Below are 17,781 nucleotides of genomic sequence, written 5' to 3'. Positions count from 1 at the left end.
TGGCGGGTAGGTGTGAACTTGGTGCGCAAGTTCGTTCCGCAAACGTTTGCACAGGCTGTACCAACTTTCTTCAATGGCTTGAACTGTTTAAAAAAATCGCGAATTAGCCGACGATATGGTCAGAAAACCAACAGGCTCAGACCTTGGTGATGGGGTTGAATAGATGCAGTGCGGTCTGCCGCCGATATTCGCTCGGCGTCTGGTGCATTTCGATGCGAAAGTGGCGGTTGAAATTGGACAGGTTGGCGTAGCCCACTTCAAAGCAGATATCCGCCACCGACATCTGGCTTTGCAGCAACAACCGGCAGGCACGCTGTATACGGAACTTGCGCATCAGGTCGATAAAGCCGTGGCCGGTATTGCGCTTGAAAAAGCGCGAGAAGCCCGGTTCGCTCATCTCCAATTGCCGGGCAATGTCCGACAGGCGCACATCCCCCGTCAGTTCGCGCATCAGATAATCGAAGGCTTGGTTGATGCGTTCGGCACTGCGCGCATCCAGGGTCGGCGCATAGCATGGGCTGGCCAGGGCCTTGGCCTGTGAGGGCGGGGCATGTTTGAGACTATCGAGCAGTTGCAGGAACAGGATCAGGCGTTGCAGGCCATGGGCACCGCCGATGGCTTCCATCAGCCTGGCAGCGTTAACCGCCGCCTCACCGGTGAATTCGACGCCACGTCCCGCCTGTTCAAACAGCGGCTGTAAATCGCCAAGTTCCGGCAGGGCCTTGCGCAGGGCGAGGAGGGCGGCGCCGTCGAATTGCAGCACCACATCGCGGCCACTCAGGTATTCGCCGGGGGCCAGGTCGCCGATCCAATCGTGGGGCAGGTCCGGGCCGATCAGCGCGACATGCCCGGCGCTGAATGCGCCGATATAGTCGCCCGCCACCAACTTGCCGCTGCCTTGGCGGATCAGGTGGATTTCAAATTCGGGGTGATGGTTCCAGCGCGCCAGCTCATAGGGATAGTCATGTTCGAACCAGCGAAAGCAATGCTGCGGTTCGGGCAGGATCACTTCCAGTTCGGCAGGGCGGTGCTCAAACAGTTTGGCGCGACTGACGGGCATGCTGATGCCTCTTGTAGGTATGCAATGGCCTTAAAAATACGCGCACTGGCAATCAGCGCGCTACTCCCGGTTTAACCTGGCACTGATACTTTTTTGATCCTGGGCCCGAGGTTAAAAAAGTATCAGGCGCTGATTCGCCAGGCGTTTGTGAGGGCCAGGCCAAGCTGCTGTAATCGGGGCTCGACAACAAAAACAACAGGTGGAAACCGCCATGCTCAAGCTACCGCAAGCACTGTTCCTGCTGACCGGCCTGGCCCTGGCCATACCCAGCCATGCCGCTGAAACCGTGACCATCGCCACGGTCAACAACAGCGACATGATCCGTATGCAACGTCTATCCAAGGTGTTCGAAACGCAGCACCCGGATATCCAGCTCAAGTGGGTGGTGCTGGAAGAAAATGTGCTGCGCCAGCGCCTCACCACCGATATCGCCACCCAGGGCGGGCAGTTCGACGTGCTCACCATCGGCACCTACGAAACCCCGTTGTGGGGCGCCAAGCACTGGCTGGAGCCGCTGACCCAACTACCGGCCGACTATGACATCGAGGATATCTTCCCCTCGGTTCGCCAGGGCCTGTCGGTCAACAATACCCTGTATGCCTTGCCGTTCTATGGCGAAAGCACCGTCACCTACTACCGCACCGACCTGTTCAAGCAAGCCGGCCTGAGCATGCCATCACACCCGACCTGGACAGAACTGGGTGAATTCGCTGCCAAACTCACCGCCAAAGACAAAGACCAGTACGGCCTGTGCCTGCGTGGCAAGGCCGGTTGGGGCGAAAACATCGCGTTGCTCAGCACCATGGCCAATGCGTTCGGCGCACGCTGGTTCGATGAGCAGTGGAAACCCGAGCTGACCAGCCCTGAATGGGCTGCGGCCGCCAACTTCTACGTCAACACCCTCAAGCAATACGGCCCGCCAGGCGCGTCCAGCAATGGTTTCAATGAAACCCTGGCGCTGTTCAACAGCGGCAAGTGTGCGATCTGGGTGGACGCCAGCGTCGCCGGCTCCTTCACCACCGACACCAGCCAGAGCAAAGTCGCCGACCGCGTAGGTTTCGCCGCCGCCCCCACCGAAGTCACCGACAAGGGCTCGTCCTGGCTCTATGCCTGGTCCCTGGCGATCCCGGCCACCTCCAAGCACAAGGATGCCGCCAAGGCGTTTATCAGTTGGGCGACATCCAAGGCCTACATCCAGCTGGTCGCCGAGAAAGAAGGTGTCACCAACGTACCGCCGGGCACCCGCCAGTCCACCTACAGCGCGGCGTACCTGCAGGCCGCACCGTTTGCCCAGGTAACCCTGGAGATGATGAAGCACGCCGACCCCGCACATCCTTCGGCCAAACCCGTGCCGTACGTAGGCATCCAGTACGTGACCATCCCCGAGTTCCAGGCCATCGGCACCTCTGTCGGCAAGCTGTTCTCGGCGGCGCTCACCGGCGGTATGTCGGTTGAGCAGGCATTGCAGCAGGCGCAGGCCAGCACCGAACGCGAGATGAAACGCGCCGGCTACCCGAAATCACTTTGACAGGACACCCCGATGAAACGACTCGAAGGTAAAAGCGCGCTGATCACCGGATCGGCGCGGGGCATTGGCCGCGCGTTTGCCCAGGCCTATATCGCCGAAGGCGCCACTGTTGCCATTGCCGACATCAACCTGCAACGAGCCCAGGCCACTGCCGCCGAACTGGGGCCCCAGGCCTACGCGGTGGTGATGGACGTCACCGACCAAGCCTCCATCGACATCGCAATCGCCACGGTAGTGGCCCATGCCGGCAAGCTGGATATCCTGATCAACAATGCGGCACTGTTCGACCTGGCGCCCATTGTCGACATCACCCGTGACAGCTTTGAGCGGCTGTTCTCGATCAACGTTGCCGGCACCCTGTTCACCTTGCAGGCCGCCGCCCGGCAGATGATCCGCCAGGGGCATGGCGGCAAGATCATCAACATGGCCAGCCAGGCGGGGCGGCGTGGCGAGCCGTTGGTGGCGGTCTATTGTGCGACCAAGGCAGCGGTGATCAGCCTGACGCAATCGGCGGGGCTGAACCTGATCAAGCAGGGTATCAACGTCAATGCCATCGCCCCGGGTGTGGTGGACGGCGAGCACTGGGATGGGGTAGATGCACTGTTCGCCAGGCATGAAGGTTTGGCGCCGGGCGAGAAGAAAAAGCGGGTAGGGGACGAGGTGCCGTTTGGGCGGATGGGTACGGCCGAAGACCTGACCGGCATGGCGATCTTCCTGGCTTCGAAGGAGGCCGACTATGTGGTGGCCCAGACCTACAACGTCGATGGCGGTAACTGGATGAACTAAAGCCCCGCGGATTTACCCATCGCCGTTCTTGCAAGAACGTCAGTCAGCAAAGCTTCGATCAAAGAAGTAAACCGCCCCAGGCTTCAAGTTTTCCACCGTCGCCTGGGGGCGGCCACCTTCGCCGTTCTTCTTGCGCCCCGTCTCACGCAGATACCCCGCCTCCATGAGTTTCAACAGGCGCTGGCGAATACTGGTCTTCAATACCGGCCGCGCCAGCACCAGGGAAAAGATCGTAGTCGCTTCCGGCGCGCTGAATTCATGGCCCAGGAACATCAGCGGCAAGCTGCTGTACAGCGACTTGGACAACAGCCGCTCGTGCACGGCCGCCACAATGCTGTTGTGATCGAATGGCAGCTTGATACTGCCATCGGCCACCGCCTCCAGTGAAAACCAGCCCTGCTGCTCACCAAGCTTCACTGCATCCGCCACGATTGCCAGGTAGTAAGTCGACGACGACCAGCAGCGCGGGTCGCGAAACGCATCGCCCACCGTGCCCACCTGTTCGCTCCAGGCCAGGTCCAGGCCGACCTTGTCACTGGCGCGCAGGCGTTCCACTGCATCCTTGAGGCTCAGGTCTTGCACGTCGCCGTTTACCACCACACCCGGCAGTGCCCAATGCCCGGCGAACGGCTCGGCTTCGCGTTTATTCAGCAGCAGCTTCAATTCGCCAGCGGCGCGGCAGTAGCACAGTACGCAGAGATCGACGGTGTGCAGGTAGGCGCTAAGTGGCATGACAGGTCCTCATCAACGGTGGCCGGCATAGTCTAACGGATCGAACAGATATGTCATGAACTGACGTCCGCCTAAATAAACAAATGTTTCTTGCTATGAAAGTACATGACGTGTACTTTTGTTTCCAGGCCACCGGAGAATCACCATGACCCTTGCTAAAACCGCCATCGCTTCATTCGACGTCGACGCCCAGAAAAGCTTCACGCCGCTGTGCCCCAATGAATTGCCGGTGGCCGGTGGCGACCGCATCGGCGCCGAGCTCAACTACATGGCCAGCCTCGCCGGCCATCGCATCGGCAGCAAGGACGCCCACACGCCCCACGCGCCCTGGGTCGTCGCGCAGCACAGCGAGATGCTGCAACCCACCGGCCTGGCCCACGCCGATGTCACCTGGGTCAGCCACTGTGTGCCGGGCACCGAGGGCTTCACCTTGCTCGACGAGTTGCCCAGCCCCTATGACTACGACTACTTCATCTGGAAAGGCGTCGAACCCGACCTGCACCCCTACGGCGCCTGCTACCACGACCTGCACGACAAGCTGTCCACCGGAGTGATCGAGTACCTCAAGGCCCAGGGCGTCGCCCGCGTGATCGTCGGCGGGCTGGCCCTGGACTACTGCGTCAAGACCACCGCACTGCAACTGCTCAAGGCTGGCCTGCAAGTCGTCCTGCACCTGCCGGCCTGCCGCAGCATCAGTGAGGAGGGTGGTGTACAGGCTGTGAACGAGTTGCTCAAGGCCGGTGCTGTCATCAGCAGTACCCGCGAAGAACTGGCCGAGATGGCCGCGCGTTAAGGAGACCCACCATGGAAAGTGCCTACGACAAGCAATCCCCAGTGATCCAGGGCCTGCTCGATACCGACTACTACACCTTCACCATGATGCAGGCGGTGTTGCACCAGCACCCCAATGTCGATGTGGAATACAACTTCATCGTGCGCTCCAGGGAAAAACTCGGACACCTGATCCCGCAGCTGCGCGACGAGCTGGAAAAACTCGCCGGCCTGCACATGCGCGAAGGTGAGCTGCGCTTTTTGTTCAACCCGCGTTTTCGCGAATACCTCACCCCGGACTACGAGCGCTTCCTCGGCCTGTTCCGCTTCAATCTGCGCTATATCCACGTCAGTGAGGTCGACGGCCAGCTCAACATTCGCGTAATCGGCCCGATGCTGCACTGCATCATGTTCGAACAACCGGTCCTGGCCCTGGTCAGCGAATTGCGCAACCGTGACAAATACCCCGACGTCACCCTGGAGGACGTCACCCGCAAGCTCTACCAGAAATTCGACTGGCTGGAAAAAAACCTCAGCCGCGATGAATTGGCCGACCTGCGCGTGTCTGACTTCTCTACCCGCCGGCGCCTGTCGTTCAAGGCCCAGCGCGAAGTGGTGGACATCATGCGTCGCGACTTTCCCGGCCAGTTTGTCGGCACCAGTAACGCGCACCTGGCCTACGAGTTCGACCTGCCGCTGATCGGGACCATGGCCCACCAATGGCTGATGGTGCACCAGCAGTTGGGGCGCCTGCGTGAAAGCCAGAATGCCGCGCTGGAAAATTGGGTGCGCGAGTACCGTGGCCGCCTGGGTATTGCCCTGACCGACTGCATCAGCACGGATTTTTTCCTCAAGGACTTCGACCTGTACTTCGCCAAGCTCTACGACGGCCTGCGCCAGGATTCCGGTGACCCCATCGCCTGGGCCGACAAGGTGCTGGCCAGATACAAGGAACTCGGCATCGACCCCATGACCAAAGACCTTATGTTCTCCGATGGCTTGAACTTCGAAAAATGCCTGCCGATCCTGCGCCACATCCGTGGCAAGGCCAGGTTCGGCTTTGGCATGGGCACCAGCCTGGCGTGTGATGTGCAAGGTGTGGAGCCGCTGAGCATCGTGATGAAACTGGTGCGGGTACACGGCGAACCGGTGGTGAAGTTCTCCGATGACCCGATCAAGAACGTTTGCGAAGACGCCTCGTTTTTGCAGTACGCGGCGCAGGTATTCAATGTCGGCAATGTGGAGGTGTGACATGCAGGACCGTATCGCACAGGAACTGAATATCAATCGGCAGCTGGTGAAGGGGGGCGAAGCCAAGGAAATCCAACGTCGCATCGACTTCATCAAGCGCACCTTGCGCAGTTCGGGCTGCAAAGCCCTGGTGCTGGGCATCAGTGGCGGCGTCGACTCGCTGGTCGCCGGCCGTCTGTGCCAGCTGGCGGTCGAGCAACTGCGCTCGCAGGATTACGCCGCGCGGTTTATCGCCATGCGCCTGCCCTACAAGAGCCAGGCTGACGAGCACGATGCTACCGCGTCCCTGGACTTTATACGCCCGGACCAGATCGATACCCTAAACATCGCTGCCAGTGTCGATGGCCTGATGAGCAGCCTGCCTGCCGGCGAAGTCGATGCCGAACGCGTGGACTTCATCAAAGGCAACGTCAAGGCGCGCACGCGGATGATTGCGCAATATGCCGTCGCCAACCTGCAAAACGGCCTGGTGGTCGGTACCGACCAAGGCGCTGAAGCGCTGATGGGCTTCTTCACCAAATTCGGCGATGGCGCCTGCGACCTGGCACCGCTGTCCGGCCTGACCAAAACCCAGGTACGCCTGCTCGGCACCGCACTGGGCGCCCCCGACAACCTGGTCAAAAAAGCCCCGACCGCCGACCTCGAAGAATTGGCGCCGGGCAAGCTGGACGAAGTCGCCTACGGCTGTACCTATGACGACATCGACGCGTACCTGATGGGTGAGCCTGTGAGTGAGCACGTAAGAACGATTGTAGAGAGCGCCTACAGCAAGACCGCGCACAAGCGTGCGCTGCCCATCGTGCCCCTTTAGGCAAAGATGTCTACGCAGCCTGGATCTGCAGGAGGGGCTTGCCCTGAAGCCGGTCAGTCAAGAGGTAGCGCTTGCAAAAGATTCTTGCAAGTCGGCCAATTCAGCCTAATATAACCCGGGTAAAACAAATAATATCCGGGTAATAAGCCATGCCTACGCACAACATTTCTCTATGCACCGCTTTCGCAGGCCATCAACGCATCGCCGCCGGCACTTATACCGATGTGGCCGAGGCCCTTGCCGCTCAAGCGTTGCCCGCCGGTAGCTTCCTGGTCTTCGATGACACCGCCGGCACACAGGTCGATTACCCGTGGCCAGCGGGTTACGCGCCGCAGCCTGCGGCCCCGGTCGAGAGCGACGACGAGCCACCCGCAACGCCCTCGGTGGGGCGTCCGAAATTGGGCGTGGTCGCCCGCGAAGTCACCTTGCTGCCACGCCATTGGGAGTGGCTTGGCCAGCAGCGCGGCGGTGCGTCGGCTGCCTTGCGCCGGTTGGTGGATGAAGCGCGCACGGCCCATGCCAGCGTTGATCAACTGCGCCAGGCCAAGGAAGCCAGCTATCGCTTCATGAGCGCGATTGGCGGTAATTTGCCGGGTTTTGAAGACGCCTCGCGCGCGCTGTTTGCCCAGGACAGGGCCGCCTTCTCGCATAGCATCGCGCACTGGCCTGCGGACGTGCAGACGTACCTGGGCTGGCTGTCGCGCAATGCCTTCCCAGCCTAATCACTCCGGGACTCTAACCATCATGGAAGTTACTCAGCAACGGCCGTTGTGGCAGATCTACCTGATCTTTCTGGCACCCATGGTGCTGTCCAATTTTCTGCAGAGCTTTTCCGGCACCCTCAACGGCATCTATGTTGGGCAAATGCTCGGCACCCAGGCGCTGGCGGCGGTGTCGGGCATGTTCCCCATCGTGTTTTTCTTTATCGCCCTGGTGATCGGCCTGGGGGCGGGCGCTTCGGTGTTGATCGGCCAGGCGTGGGGCGCCCAGGAGACGGGGCTGGTCAAAGTGATTACCGGCGCCACCCTCACGTTGGGCGCGCTGGTGGGCCTGATCGCCGCGGTACTGGGCAGCCTGTTTGCGCGTCCGGCCTTGCAGGCATTGGGTACGCCGCTGGATGTGCTCGACGATGCGGTGGGTTACGCCCAGATGATGATGTTGATCATGCCGTTGTTGCTGGTGTTCATCCTCTATACCCAATTGCTGCGCGGAGTCAGCGACACGATTTCGCCGCTGCTGGCGTTGATGGTCTCGACCCTGGTGGGCTTGCTGCTGACCCCGGCGCTGATCCGTGGCTGGATCGGCCTGCCGCCCATGGGCATCCAGAGTGCGGTGTACGCGGGTTTGGTGGGTAATGCCTTGGCGATGCTGTTCCTGGTCCTGCGCCTGCGGCATAAAAACCATGTGATGGCGCCGGATCGTGAATTGCTCGCGGCCTTGCGCCTGGACCGGGTGATCCTCGGCAAGGTCCTGCGCATCGGCTTGCCGACGGGCTTGCAGATGGTGGTGTTGTCGTTGTCTGAATTGGTCATCCTCGCCCTGGTCAACGGCCACGGTTCACAGGCCACGGCGGCCTATGGCGCGGTGACGCAGATCGTCAACTACGTGCAATTCCCGGCGCTGTCGATCGCCATCACTGCATCGATCCTCGGTGCCCAGGCGATTGGCGCCGGGCGCCTGGAGCGCATCGGGCCGATCCTGCGCACCGGGCTGGTGATCAACCTGTGCCTTACCGGTGCCCTGATCGTGCTCGGCTACGGTTTGTCGCACTGGCTGCTGGGGCTGTTCATCACCGACGACAGCGCACGGGTCAGGGCCGAACACCTGCTGCACATCATGCTCTGGAGCATCCTGGTGTTCGGGTTCCAGGCGGTGATTGGCGGCATCATGCGCGCCAGTGGTGTGGTGCTGATGCCGGTGGCGATCTCGATTTTTTGCGTGCTCTGCGTGGAACTGCCGATGGCTTACCTGTTCAACGCCCACTTCGGGTTGGAAGGGGTGTGGATGGCCTTCCCGGTGACCTACCTGGCGATGCTGGTGTTGCAGACCGCGTACTACCGGCTGGTGTGGCGGCATAAGCAGATCAAGCGCTTGGTTTGAGGCTCAGCCCGCGCAAAAGTAGCTCCAGGCTTTGCAAGGCTTCTTCCAGGCGTGTGCCCGGGTGGTCATCCCGGGCAATCCACAACGCGGTATTGACCAGGCTGCCGTTGATCATCTGCGCCAGTGCTTGGCTGGGGGCCTGAGGAATCAACCCGGCCTGCATCAAGGCCTCCAGCAATTGGCGCAATGATTCGACGCAATGTTGTTGGGGGCCGGTATCACCCAGCACCGCCGGCGCATCCTGCAACACGATGCGTTGGATTTCAGGGTCCTGGGCCATGCGCAGATAAGCCCGGCAGCGTTCGCAAAAACCGCTCCAGGGTTCTGCGGCCTGCTCCGAGATGCGCTGCAAGCGCTCGTCCATCTCGCTGTCGAGCTGGGCGACCACGGCCGCCAGCAAGCCTTTTTTATCACCAAAGTGATGGTACAACGCACCGCGTGTGAGCCCGGCCTGGGCGGTGAAGTCATCCATCGAGGTATTGGCATAGCCTTGGGTGGCGAAGGCTCGGCGCGCGCTGGCCAACAGGCGGGCGCGGGTGGCTTCGATCATTTCGGCACGGGCTTGGCTCATCATGATCTCTTGGTGGAGTGATTGACATACGCTGCGTATGCGAAGCATGATTCGTTACATACGCACCGTATGTATTTTGCCCTGATCGCTTCAGATAGCAAGCCCGGGGCTCCAAGCAAGAGGTCAAGCAGGATGGCAAACCCCTACGCCGAATTATTCCAGGTCCCCGGTGCCCGGGCCTTTGTGCTCGCCGGCATGCTGGCGCGCATGCCGATATCGATGACCGGCATCGGCTTGATCACCATGCTGTCCCAGGTGCATGGCGGCTATGGCCTGGCCGGTTCGGTGGCGGCAGTGTTTGCCCTGGCTACGGCGTTTTGTGCGCCGCAAGTTTCACGTTGGGTGGACCGCTACGGCCAGGGCAAGGTATTGCCGATTGCCGCTTTGATCGGCGGCGGGGCGTTGTTGATGGTGCTGCTGTATACGCGCTTGCAGGCGCCGAATTGGACGCTGTTCCTGTTTGCCGCGCTGGCCGGTTGCATGCCGAACATGTCCGCCATGGTGCGGGCGCGCTGGACCGAGCTGTACCGCGGCCAGCCCAGGCTGCAGACCGCATTTGCCCTGGAGTCGGTGCTGGATGAGGTGTGCTTCATCATTGGCCCGCCCATTTCCGTGGGCCTGAGCGTGGTGCTGTTTCCTGAAGCCGGCCCCTTGGTGGCGGCGGTATTGCTGGCCATAGGTGTGACCACCTTTGTATTGCAGCGGCAAACCGAGCCACCGGTCCACGCGCATCACGATGCGCACGGTCGCTGGCTGATCGCTTCGCCCTCGGTGCTGATCCTGATGATCCTGCTGCTGGCCATGGGTGTGATCGTCGGCGTGGTGGATGTGGTCAGCGTGGCGTTCGCCCAGCATCAGGGTCAGCCGGCGGCGGCGAGTATCGTGCTGTCGGTGTATGCCATCGGTTCATGCCTGGCCGGGCTGGCCTTTGGTGCCCTCAAGCTCAAGGCACCGTTGCCCCGGCAGTTCCTGTACTGCGGCGTGGCCACGGCGGTGACGACCTTGCCTTTATTACTGGTGAGCAATATTCCGGGCCTGGCCGCGGCGATTTTTATCTCCGGCCTGTTCTTCGCGCCCACCTTGATCGTGTCCATGGCCATGGTCGAGCAGATCGTCGCGCCCAGCCGCCTCACCGAAGGCATGACCTGGCTGATCACCGGCCTGAGCATCGGTGTGGCCATCGGCGCCGCCAGCTCCGGTTGGATGATCGATCATTTTGGAGCCGCCAGCGGATTCTGGGTGGCGTTGGCGGCGGGGGCAGTGGTGTTGGGCTCGGCGGTGTTGGGTTACCGACGGTTGGGCTAGTCAGCCTATCGCCGGGCATGGCTCTGGATAGTGATGTTGTAGAAACTCGCTCAACGCTTGGCGCGTCAGATCATTCAACGTCACTTTCTTACGGGTTGCTGCCAGGGCTGCTGCCAAGTGCAGGTCATGCCCGACGCGCACGTTGAATGAACCTTTGCAAGGCTTCTCCGGCGTTTGCCCGAGGGCCTGGCAGGTCGCGAGGTAATCGTCCACCGCTTCACGGAAGGCGGCTTCCAGTTCTGCGACGGTTTTACCTTCGTAGCTCACTAATGCCTTGATGAACAGGACCTTGCCAAACAGGCAGTTGTCTTCAAGGCTGGCTTCGATAGAGCCGATATAGCCATTGTGTTTCAGTTGGTTGTTCACTGAATCAGTTCTCCTGATTTCAATTGTTCGATGATCTGGCGACGAATGTAGTGCTTCAGTTCGTTGCCGGGGTGAGGCCTGTGCAACGTGATCATTGCACTGGGGTCGCCGATGTCGAATTTGACCCGGCTTCCGGCCCCTTCAATCTGTGTGTATCCGAGCCGTCGTAACAGTGTGACGAGCTCGGGCCAGGTAAATGCCATGTGCTCATTGAGCGGTTTGGCGAGCAGCTTTTCATTTTTGGACACGGCGTTCCCTGCGTGTAACTAAATGTAGTTGCAAAAAGTGGTGTTCGTCAATGCTAGCTTGGCTTCGCGTGCCTTGCCTGGAATTGATGTAACCCTTGTTGACAGCTCGCTCGACGCCACCCATCCCCGCGCTAATTTTTCCCCTTCCGGTTCGTTTTATAGGGACGACGTGCCTTTGTGCTTCCCGCCTATTGCCCCGGATTCGAAGAAATGAATGCTGAAGACTCCTTGAAACTTGCTCGCCGGTTTATCGGGTTGCCTCTGGAAAAACGCCAGCTGTTCCTGCAAGCCTTGCAAAAAGAAGGCGTGGAGTTTTCCCGGTTTCCGATTCCGGCAGGGGTAGAGGCGCAGGACCGCCAAGCGCTGTCCTACGCACAGCAGCGCATGTGGTTTCTCTGGCAATTGGACCCGGCCAGCGGCGCCTACAATCTGCCCGGCGCGGTGCGCTTGATCGGCGCGCTGAACCTGCCAGCGATGGAGCAAGCATTCGCCAGCCTGGTGGCGCGTCACGAAACCTTGCGCACCGTGTTCCAACGCCAGGCTGATGAGCATCTGGTGCAGGTGGCGATAGAACCGTCGCTTGCGGTCGAGCAACTGGACGTCAGCGCCTTGCCCGCCGCCGAGCGCGAGCAGGCCGTCAACGATGCCGCTACCCGCCAATCCTTGTTGCCATTCGATTTGGAACACGGCCCGCTGCTGCGCGTGCAATTACTCAAACTCGACGATCAGGAACACGTGCTGCTGCTGACGCTGCACCATATCGTCTCCGACGGTTGGTCGATGAATGTGCTGATCGACGAGTTCATCCGTTGCTATGACGCCCATGAGCGCAACGAAACGCCGCAGCTGCCCGAGCTGCCGATCCAGTACAGCGACTACGCCCTTTGGCAGCGACGCTGGCTGGAAGCGGGGGAGCAGGCGCGTCAGTTGGAATACTGGCAGGCACGCCTGGGCGACGAGCATCCGGTATTGGAGCTGCCCACCGATCATCCGCGCCCGGCGATGCCCAGCTATCAAGGCACGCGGTATAACTTCGCGATTGATCCGGCGCTGGCTGCGCAACTGCGCAGTTGCGCGCAAAAACACAACGTCACCCTGTTCATGCTGTTGCTCGGTGTCTTCAATGTGCTGCTGCATCGCTACAGCGGCCAGGGCGATATCCGTGTCGGCGTGCCGATTGCCAATCGCAACCGCACCGAAGTCGAAGGGCTGATCGGTTTCTTCGTCAACACCCAGGTGCTGCGCACCGAACTGAGCGGGCAAACTCGCGTTGCCGAGCTGTTGCAAGGCATCAAGGAGCACGCCCTGGGTGCCCAGGCCCATCAAGAGTTGCCCTTCGAGCGCCTGGTGGAAGCGCTGAAACTCGAGCGCAGCCTGAGCCACACACCGCTGTTCCAGGTGATGTACAACCACCAGCCGGTCGTTGCCGACATCGCTTCGTTCAGTTCCGCGTCCGGCCTGGAGCTGGCCCTGGTGGAATGGCAAGGCCGCACCACGCAGTTCGACCTGACCCTTGACACCTATGAAAAATCCGGCACCCTGCACGCCGCGCTGACCTACGCCAATGACCTGTTTGACGCGCCGACCATCGAGCGCATGGCCCGACACTGGATCAGCCTGTTGCAGGCGATGGTGTTGGATGGCGCACAGCGTATCGGCGAATTGCCGATGCTTGATGCCCAAGAACAGCACCGGCTGGTTCACACCTGGAACCAGACTGCCGAGCCATACCCAACCGAACGCGCAATTCATCACCTGATCGAAGACCAGGTTCAGCGCACCCCGAATGCGCCGGCACTGGTGTTCGGTACGACCACCTTGACCTACGCCCGGCTCGACGCCCGCGCCAACCAGTTGGCCCATGCCCTGGGCGAGCAGGGCGTAGGTCCCGACGTGCTGGTGGGAATCTGTGTCGAGCGTTCCGTCGAAATGGTCATCGGCCTGCTGGCAATCCTCAAGGCCGGTGGCGCCTATGTGCCCCTCGATCCCGAGTATCCCCAGGAACGCCTGGCCTACATGATCGAAGACAGCGGCATTCACTTGCTGCTCAGCCAGCAAAGCCTGTTGGCCTTGCTGCCCGCTGCCGGTATCCAGGTGATTGCCCTGGATCAGCCGGCGCTGTGGCTCGACGGTTACAGCCGCGAAGCGCCCGCCGTGGCGGTCCATGCCCTCAACCTCGCCTATGTGATCTACACCTCCGGCTCCACCGGCAAGCCCAAGGGCGCTGGCAACAGCCACCGTGCGTTGGTCAACCGTTTGAGTTGGATGCAACAGGCCTATGATCTGGATGCCGGTGACGCGGTGTTGCAGAAAACCCCGTTCAGCTTCGACGTCTCGGTGTGGGAATTCTTCTGGCCGCTGATGACCGGTGCGCGCCTGGTGGTTGCCGCACCTGGCGAACACCGTGAACCGGCGCGCCTGATCGAAACCATCGGCCGGCACGCCATCACCACCTTGCACTTTGTGCCGTCGATGCTGCAGGCGTTTATCCACGAGCCGGGCGTGCAGGCGTGCACCCGCCTCAAGCGCATTGTGTGCAGCGGCGAAGCCTTGCCCCTGGATGCGCAACTGCAGGTGTTCGCCAAGTTGCCGGGTGCGGCGCTGTACAACCTCTATGGTCCGACCGAAGCGGCCATCGACGTCACCCACTGGACCTGCATCGACGAAGGCGCAGACAGCGTGCCCATCGGCCGCCCGATCGCCAACCTCGGCACCTATGTGCTGGACGCGCAACTCAACCCGGTACCGGCCGGTGTTGCCGGCGAGCTCTACCTGGGCGGCACCGGCCTGGCGCGCAGTTACCACCAGCGCCCGGCGTTGACCGCCGAGCGCTTTGTGCCTAGCCCGTTCGTGACCGGCGAGCGCCTGTATCGCACCGGTGACCGCGTGCGCCAGCGCGCCGATGGCGTGATCGAATACCTGGGCCGCCTCGATCATCAGGTCAAGCTGCGCGGCTTGCGTATCGAGCTGGGCGAAATCGAAACGCGCCTGATGCAGCACCCGCAGGTGCGTGAAGCGGTGGTGTTGGTGCAGGGCGGCAAGCAGTTGGTCGCGTATCTGGTGCTGGAAGACGAAGAACCGACCGATCTCAAGGCCTGGCTCCTCAGCAGCTTGCCGGAATACATGGTGCCGACGCACTTCATCACACTGGCCAAGCTGCCGGTGACCGCCAATGGCAAGCTCGACCGCAAGGCATTGCCCGTACCGGACGCGACGCTGCAACAGGCATTTGTCGCGCCGGAAAATGCCTTGCAGAAGGCCTTGGCGGCGATCTGGAGCGATGTGCTCGGCGTTGAGCAAGTCGGCCAGGATGACAACTTTTTCGAACTGGGCGGCGACTCCATCGTCTCCATGCAGTTGGTCAGCCGGGCACGCCAGGCCGACATCAACCTCAGCCCCAAGGACGTGTTCCAGCACCAGACCCTACGTAGCCTGGCGCAAGTCGCAAGCCTGCGCCTGCATACCACGATCGACCAGGGTGCTGCCCAGGGCCAGGCGATCCTCAGCCCGGTGCAGCACTGGTTCTTCGCCCAGGACATCCCCCAGCGCCAGCACTGGAACCAGTCGTTGTTGCTGATGCCGCGCGAGCCAATCGTGGCGGCTTTCCTGAACGGCGCGTTGCAGCAACTGGTCAACCACCATGACGGCTTGCGCCTACGTTACCAGGCGAACGGTGAGGGGTGGCAACAGCACTACAGCGAGCCTGTGGGTGAGTCCGTGCTGTGGCAGCGCCAGGTAGACAGCCACGAAGCCCTGGCTGAGCTGTGTGATGAGGCCCAGCGCAGCCTCAACCTGCAAGACGGCCCGTTGTTGCGCGCACTGTTGGTGCAGATGCCCGATCACAGCCAGCGCTTGCTGTTGGTGATCCATCACCTGGTGGTGGACGGAGTTTCCTGGCGCATCTTGTTGGACGATTTGCAGCAGTTGTACGTCGGCTTGCGCGAGGGGGCAGCGCCAGCACTGGCGGGCAAGACCACCTCCTATCAAACCTGGACGGCCCGGCTGCAAGACGCCGTTCCACGCTTTCTACCCCAGATGGAAGGCTGGCAAGCGCAGCTTGGGCAGGCGTCGACCGCGGATTTGCCCTGCGATAACCCCCAGGGTGCCTTGCATCAATACCTGGAGGAAAAGGTCAGTTGCACCCTGGATGCCGAGACCACTCGCCAACTCTTGACCCTCGCGCCGGCCGCCTATCGCACCCAGGTCAACGACCTGCTGCTTACCGCACTGGCGCGTGTGGTGTGCCGCTGGAGCGGGCAGTCCAGCGCGTTGATTCAGTTGGAAGGCCATGGGCGTGAAGACCTGTTTGACGGCGTGGACCTGACCCGCACCGTCGGCTGGTTCACCAGCCTGTTTCCCGTCAACCTCACTCCGGCACACGCGCTGTCGGACTCGATCAAGACGCTCAAGGAACAACTGCGTGCGGTGCCGGACAAAGGCGTTGGCTACGGCGTGTTGCGCTACCTGGCCCCGCCATCCGTGGTCGCGGCCCTGGCGGCGCTGCCCCAGCCGCGCATCACGTTCAACTACCTTGGACAGTTCGACCGCCAGTTCGACGAAGGCGCGCTGTTCGTGCCTTCCGCCGAAGGCAACGGTCTGGCCCAGGACCCGCTTGCGCCGCTGGCCAACTGGCTGACGGTCGAGGGGCAGGTATACGGCGGCGAACTGTCCCTGCAATGGGGCTTCAGCCGTGAGATGTTTTCGTGCGCGACGATCCAGCGACTGGCTGACGACTATGCCGCCGAGCTCAAGGCGGTGATTGCCCATTGCTGCGGGCTTGAAGCCGGGCAGGCGACGCCGTCGGATTTCCCCTTGGCCGGCATCAGCCAGTCCCAGCTGGATGCGCTGGCGCAGATAGGCGCCGAGGCCGAAGACCTGTACCCCTTGTCGCCGATGCAGCAGGGCATGCTGTTTCACAGCCTTTACGAGCAGGACGCCGGCGATTACATCAACCAGATGCGCGTCAATGTGCAGGGGCTGGACGTCGCACGTTTTCGTGCCGCCTGGCAGGCCACCGTCGACGCCCAGGACATCCTGCGCACCGGCTTCATCTGGCCTGGCGACTGGCCGCAGGCGCAGCAAATGGTGCATCGCCAGGTGCAGTTGCCGTTCAGCGTGCTCGACTGGCGCAGCCACGAGGCGCTTCCGGCAGCCCTTGACGCATTGGCCCAGGCGCAATCGCAGCAACCTTTCGACCTGGCCCGGCCACCGCTGTTGCGCCTGGTCCTGGTGCAACTGACGGACAGCGACTGGCACCTGATTTACACCCATCACCACATCCTGATGGACGGGTGGAGCAACTCACAGTTGCTCGGCGAAGTGTTGCAGCGCTACAGCGGCCAGAAACCGCCGGCCGCAGTGGGCCGCTATCGCGATTACATTGCCTGGCTGCAAGAGCAGGACAGTGCCGCCAGCGAAGCATTCTGGAAGGCCCAGCTATTGCCCCTGGAACAGCCGACCCGCCTGGCCCAGGCGCAGGTGCCGGCGCCGGCGGGGCCAGCCTATGGCGAACACTATTGCGTGGTGGACGCCACCCAGACCCTGCGCCTGCATGAATTTGCCCGTCAGCAGAAAGTCACGCTCAATACCCTGGTACAAGCCGCCTGGCTGTTGCTGCTGCAACGCTACAGCGCACAAGCCACAGTTGCGTTTGGTGCCACGGTAGCGGGGCGCCCGGCGCATTTGCCCGGGGTCGAGCAACAGATTGGCCTGTTCATCAACACCCTGCCGGTGGTGGCGACCCCGCAGGCCGAGCAAAGCCTCGGCAGTTGGCTGCAAAGCGTACAGGCGCTGAATCTGAGCCTGCGCGAACACGAACACGCACCGCTTTACGAGATCCAGCGTTGGGCCGGTCGCGGTGGCGAGGCACTGTTCGACACCATTCTGGTCTTCGAAAACTACCCGGTCTCTGAAGTGCTGCAACGCGGGGCACCCGACGGCCTGCAATTCGAGGCCTTGCACACCCATGAGCAGACCAGTTACCCGCTGACCCTGACGGTCAATCTGGGCGATACCCTGACCTTGCATTACAGCTATGCCCATGGGCACTTTTCAACGGCGGCGGTGCAGCGTCTTGGTACGCACTTGAGCAACCTGCTCCAGCATATGCTCGATGCGGCCGAACTACCGTTGGCGGAACTCAGCCTGCTGGACGCCCAGGAGCACCAGTCACTGGTGCACGACTGGAGCAGCGCCACTCTCGATTACCCCAGTGAGCAGCGGGTTCACCAACTGTTCGAAGCCCAGGTAGCG

General features: G+C 61.6%; 14 protein-coding genes. 9 read left to right on the top strand and 5 right to left on the bottom strand.

Going from position 1 to position 17,781, the window contains the following annotated elements; translation table 11 throughout:
* Nucleotides 1-136: 136 nt before the first annotated feature.
* Entirely contained in the window at nucleotides 137-1,060 is a 924-nt protein-coding gene (locus tag QZR30_RS25725) for an AraC family transcriptional regulator (RefSeq protein ID WP_311904524.1), read from the bottom strand.
* Nucleotides 1,061-1,271: 211 nt separating this feature from the next.
* Here QZR30_RS25725 and QZR30_RS25720 point away from each other — a divergent pair, with 211 nt between their 5' ends.
* Nucleotides 1,272-2,588: an ABC transporter substrate-binding protein gene (locus QZR30_RS25720; protein ID WP_046072213.1), complete on the top strand. Its 1,317-nt coding sequence runs from the start codon at nucleotides 1,272-1,274 to the stop codon at nucleotides 2,586-2,588.
* 12 nt (nucleotides 2,589-2,600) lie between these two features.
* Nucleotides 2,601-3,374, top strand: a complete 774-nt coding sequence (locus QZR30_RS25715; protein WP_046072214.1) for an L-iditol 2-dehydrogenase — start codon at nucleotides 2,601-2,603, stop codon at nucleotides 3,372-3,374.
* Nucleotides 3,375-3,413: 39 nt separating this feature from the next.
* On the opposite strand, the gene QZR30_RS25710 is transcribed toward QZR30_RS25715, so the two are convergent.
* A complete protein-coding gene (locus QZR30_RS25710; protein ID WP_068966993.1) occupies nucleotides 3,414-4,106 on the bottom strand; it encodes an NUDIX hydrolase in 693 nt (230 codons plus the stop codon).
* A gap of 145 nt (nucleotides 4,107-4,251) precedes the next feature.
* Here QZR30_RS25710 and QZR30_RS25705 point away from each other — a divergent pair, with 145 nt between their 5' ends.
* From QZR30_RS25705 to QZR30_RS25685, 5 genes are all read left to right on the top strand, one after another.
* Nucleotides 4,252-4,899: a nicotinamidase gene (locus QZR30_RS25705; RefSeq protein WP_311904523.1), complete on the top strand. Its 648-nt coding sequence runs from the start codon at nucleotides 4,252-4,254 to the stop codon at nucleotides 4,897-4,899.
* Between the two features lie 11 nt (nucleotides 4,900-4,910).
* Nucleotides 4,911-6,128 (top strand): nicotinate phosphoribosyltransferase, encoded by a 1,218-nt coding sequence (gene pncB / locus QZR30_RS25700; RefSeq protein WP_056846804.1) that lies wholly within the window; start codon nucleotides 4,911-4,913, stop codon nucleotides 6,126-6,128.
* Nucleotide 6,129: 1 nt separating this feature from the next.
* Nucleotides 6,130-6,939, top strand: a complete 810-nt coding sequence (nadE, locus tag QZR30_RS25695) for an ammonia-dependent NAD(+) synthetase (RefSeq protein ID WP_056846805.1) — start codon at nucleotides 6,130-6,132, stop codon at nucleotides 6,937-6,939.
* Between the two features lie 149 nt (nucleotides 6,940-7,088).
* Entirely contained in the window at nucleotides 7,089-7,661 is a 573-nt protein-coding gene (locus QZR30_RS25690) for a DUF2239 family protein (RefSeq protein WP_056846806.1), read from the top strand.
* Nucleotides 7,662-7,683: 22 nt separating this feature from the next.
* On the top strand, nucleotides 7,684-9,039 hold the full coding sequence (locus tag QZR30_RS25685; protein WP_311904522.1) for an MATE family efflux transporter: 1,356 nt from the start codon (nucleotides 7,684-7,686) through the stop codon (nucleotides 9,037-9,039).
* On the opposite strand, the gene QZR30_RS25680 is transcribed toward QZR30_RS25685, so the two are convergent.
* The gene (locus tag QZR30_RS25680; RefSeq protein WP_274358362.1) at nucleotides 9,023-9,610 is read right to left on the bottom strand and encodes a TetR/AcrR family transcriptional regulator; all 588 of its coding nucleotides are present in this window, start codon (nucleotides 9,608-9,610) and stop codon (nucleotides 9,023-9,025) included. The genes QZR30_RS25685 and QZR30_RS25680 overlap by 17 nt on opposite strands.
* A 132-nt stretch (nucleotides 9,611-9,742) precedes the next feature.
* Between QZR30_RS25680 and QZR30_RS25675 the strand changes: the two genes are divergently transcribed.
* Complete coding sequence (locus QZR30_RS25675) at nucleotides 9,743-10,915, top strand: MFS transporter (RefSeq protein ID WP_311904521.1); 1,173 nt, start codon at nucleotides 9,743-9,745, stop codon at nucleotides 10,913-10,915.
* Here the strand turns inward: QZR30_RS25675 and QZR30_RS25670 are convergent, their stop codons facing one another.
* Both QZR30_RS25670 and QZR30_RS25665 read right to left on the bottom strand, forming a co-directional pair.
* A complete protein-coding gene (locus QZR30_RS25670; RefSeq protein WP_046072223.1) occupies nucleotides 10,916-11,281 on the bottom strand; it encodes a type II toxin-antitoxin system HicB family antitoxin in 366 nt (121 codons plus the stop codon). It lies immediately after the preceding gene.
* A complete protein-coding gene (locus QZR30_RS25665) occupies nucleotides 11,278-11,529 on the bottom strand; it encodes a type II toxin-antitoxin system HicA family toxin (protein ID WP_311904520.1) in 252 nt (83 codons plus the stop codon). The genes QZR30_RS25670 and QZR30_RS25665 overlap by 4 nt, the downstream gene beginning before the upstream one ends.
* A gap of 210 nt (nucleotides 11,530-11,739) precedes the next feature.
* Between QZR30_RS25665 and QZR30_RS25660 the strand changes: the two genes are divergently transcribed.
* Nucleotides 11,740-17,781, top strand: a 6,042-nt coding sequence (locus tag QZR30_RS25660; protein WP_311904519.1) for a non-ribosomal peptide synthetase, incomplete at its 3' end; no start/stop codon positions are given.

Origin of the sequence: Pseudomonas sp. rhizo25, from assembly GCF_031931935.1 — a bacterium.
GTDB classification, from domain to species: Bacteria; Pseudomonadota; Gammaproteobacteria; order Pseudomonadales; family Pseudomonadaceae; genus Aquipseudomonas; species Aquipseudomonas synxantha.
This window is presented reverse-complemented; position numbering and strand designations above follow the sequence as displayed.

What these genes read in the sequence shown, in the direction of transcription:
- QZR30_RS25725 (WP_311904524.1), bottom strand. Translation starts at nt 1,060, where the DNA reads ATGCCCGTCAGTCGCGCCAAACTGTTTGAGCACCGCCCTGCCGAACTG.
- QZR30_RS25720 (WP_046072213.1), top strand. Translation starts at nt 1,272, where the DNA reads ATGCTCAAGCTACCGCAAGCACTGTTCCTGCTGACCGGCCTGGCCCTG.
- QZR30_RS25715 (WP_046072214.1), top strand. Translation starts at nt 2,601, where the DNA reads ATGAAACGACTCGAAGGTAAAAGCGCGCTGATCACCGGATCGGCGCGG.
- QZR30_RS25710 (WP_068966993.1), bottom strand. Translation starts at nt 4,106, where the DNA reads ATGCCACTTAGCGCCTACCTGCACACCGTCGATCTCTGCGTACTGTGC.
- QZR30_RS25705 (WP_311904523.1), top strand. Translation starts at nt 4,252, where the DNA reads ATGACCCTTGCTAAAACCGCCATCGCTTCATTCGACGTCGACGCCCAG.
- pncB (WP_056846804.1), top strand. Translation starts at nt 4,911, where the DNA reads ATGGAAAGTGCCTACGACAAGCAATCCCCAGTGATCCAGGGCCTGCTC.
- nadE (WP_056846805.1), top strand. Translation starts at nt 6,130, where the DNA reads ATGCAGGACCGTATCGCACAGGAACTGAATATCAATCGGCAGCTGGTG.
- QZR30_RS25690 (WP_056846806.1), top strand. Translation starts at nt 7,089, where the DNA reads ATGCCTACGCACAACATTTCTCTATGCACCGCTTTCGCAGGCCATCAA.
- QZR30_RS25685 (WP_311904522.1), top strand. Translation starts at nt 7,684, where the DNA reads ATGGAAGTTACTCAGCAACGGCCGTTGTGGCAGATCTACCTGATCTTT.
- QZR30_RS25680 (WP_274358362.1), bottom strand. Translation starts at nt 9,610, where the DNA reads ATGAGCCAAGCCCGTGCCGAAATGATCGAAGCCACCCGCGCCCGCCTG.
- QZR30_RS25675 (WP_311904521.1), top strand. Translation starts at nt 9,743, where the DNA reads ATGGCAAACCCCTACGCCGAATTATTCCAGGTCCCCGGTGCCCGGGCC.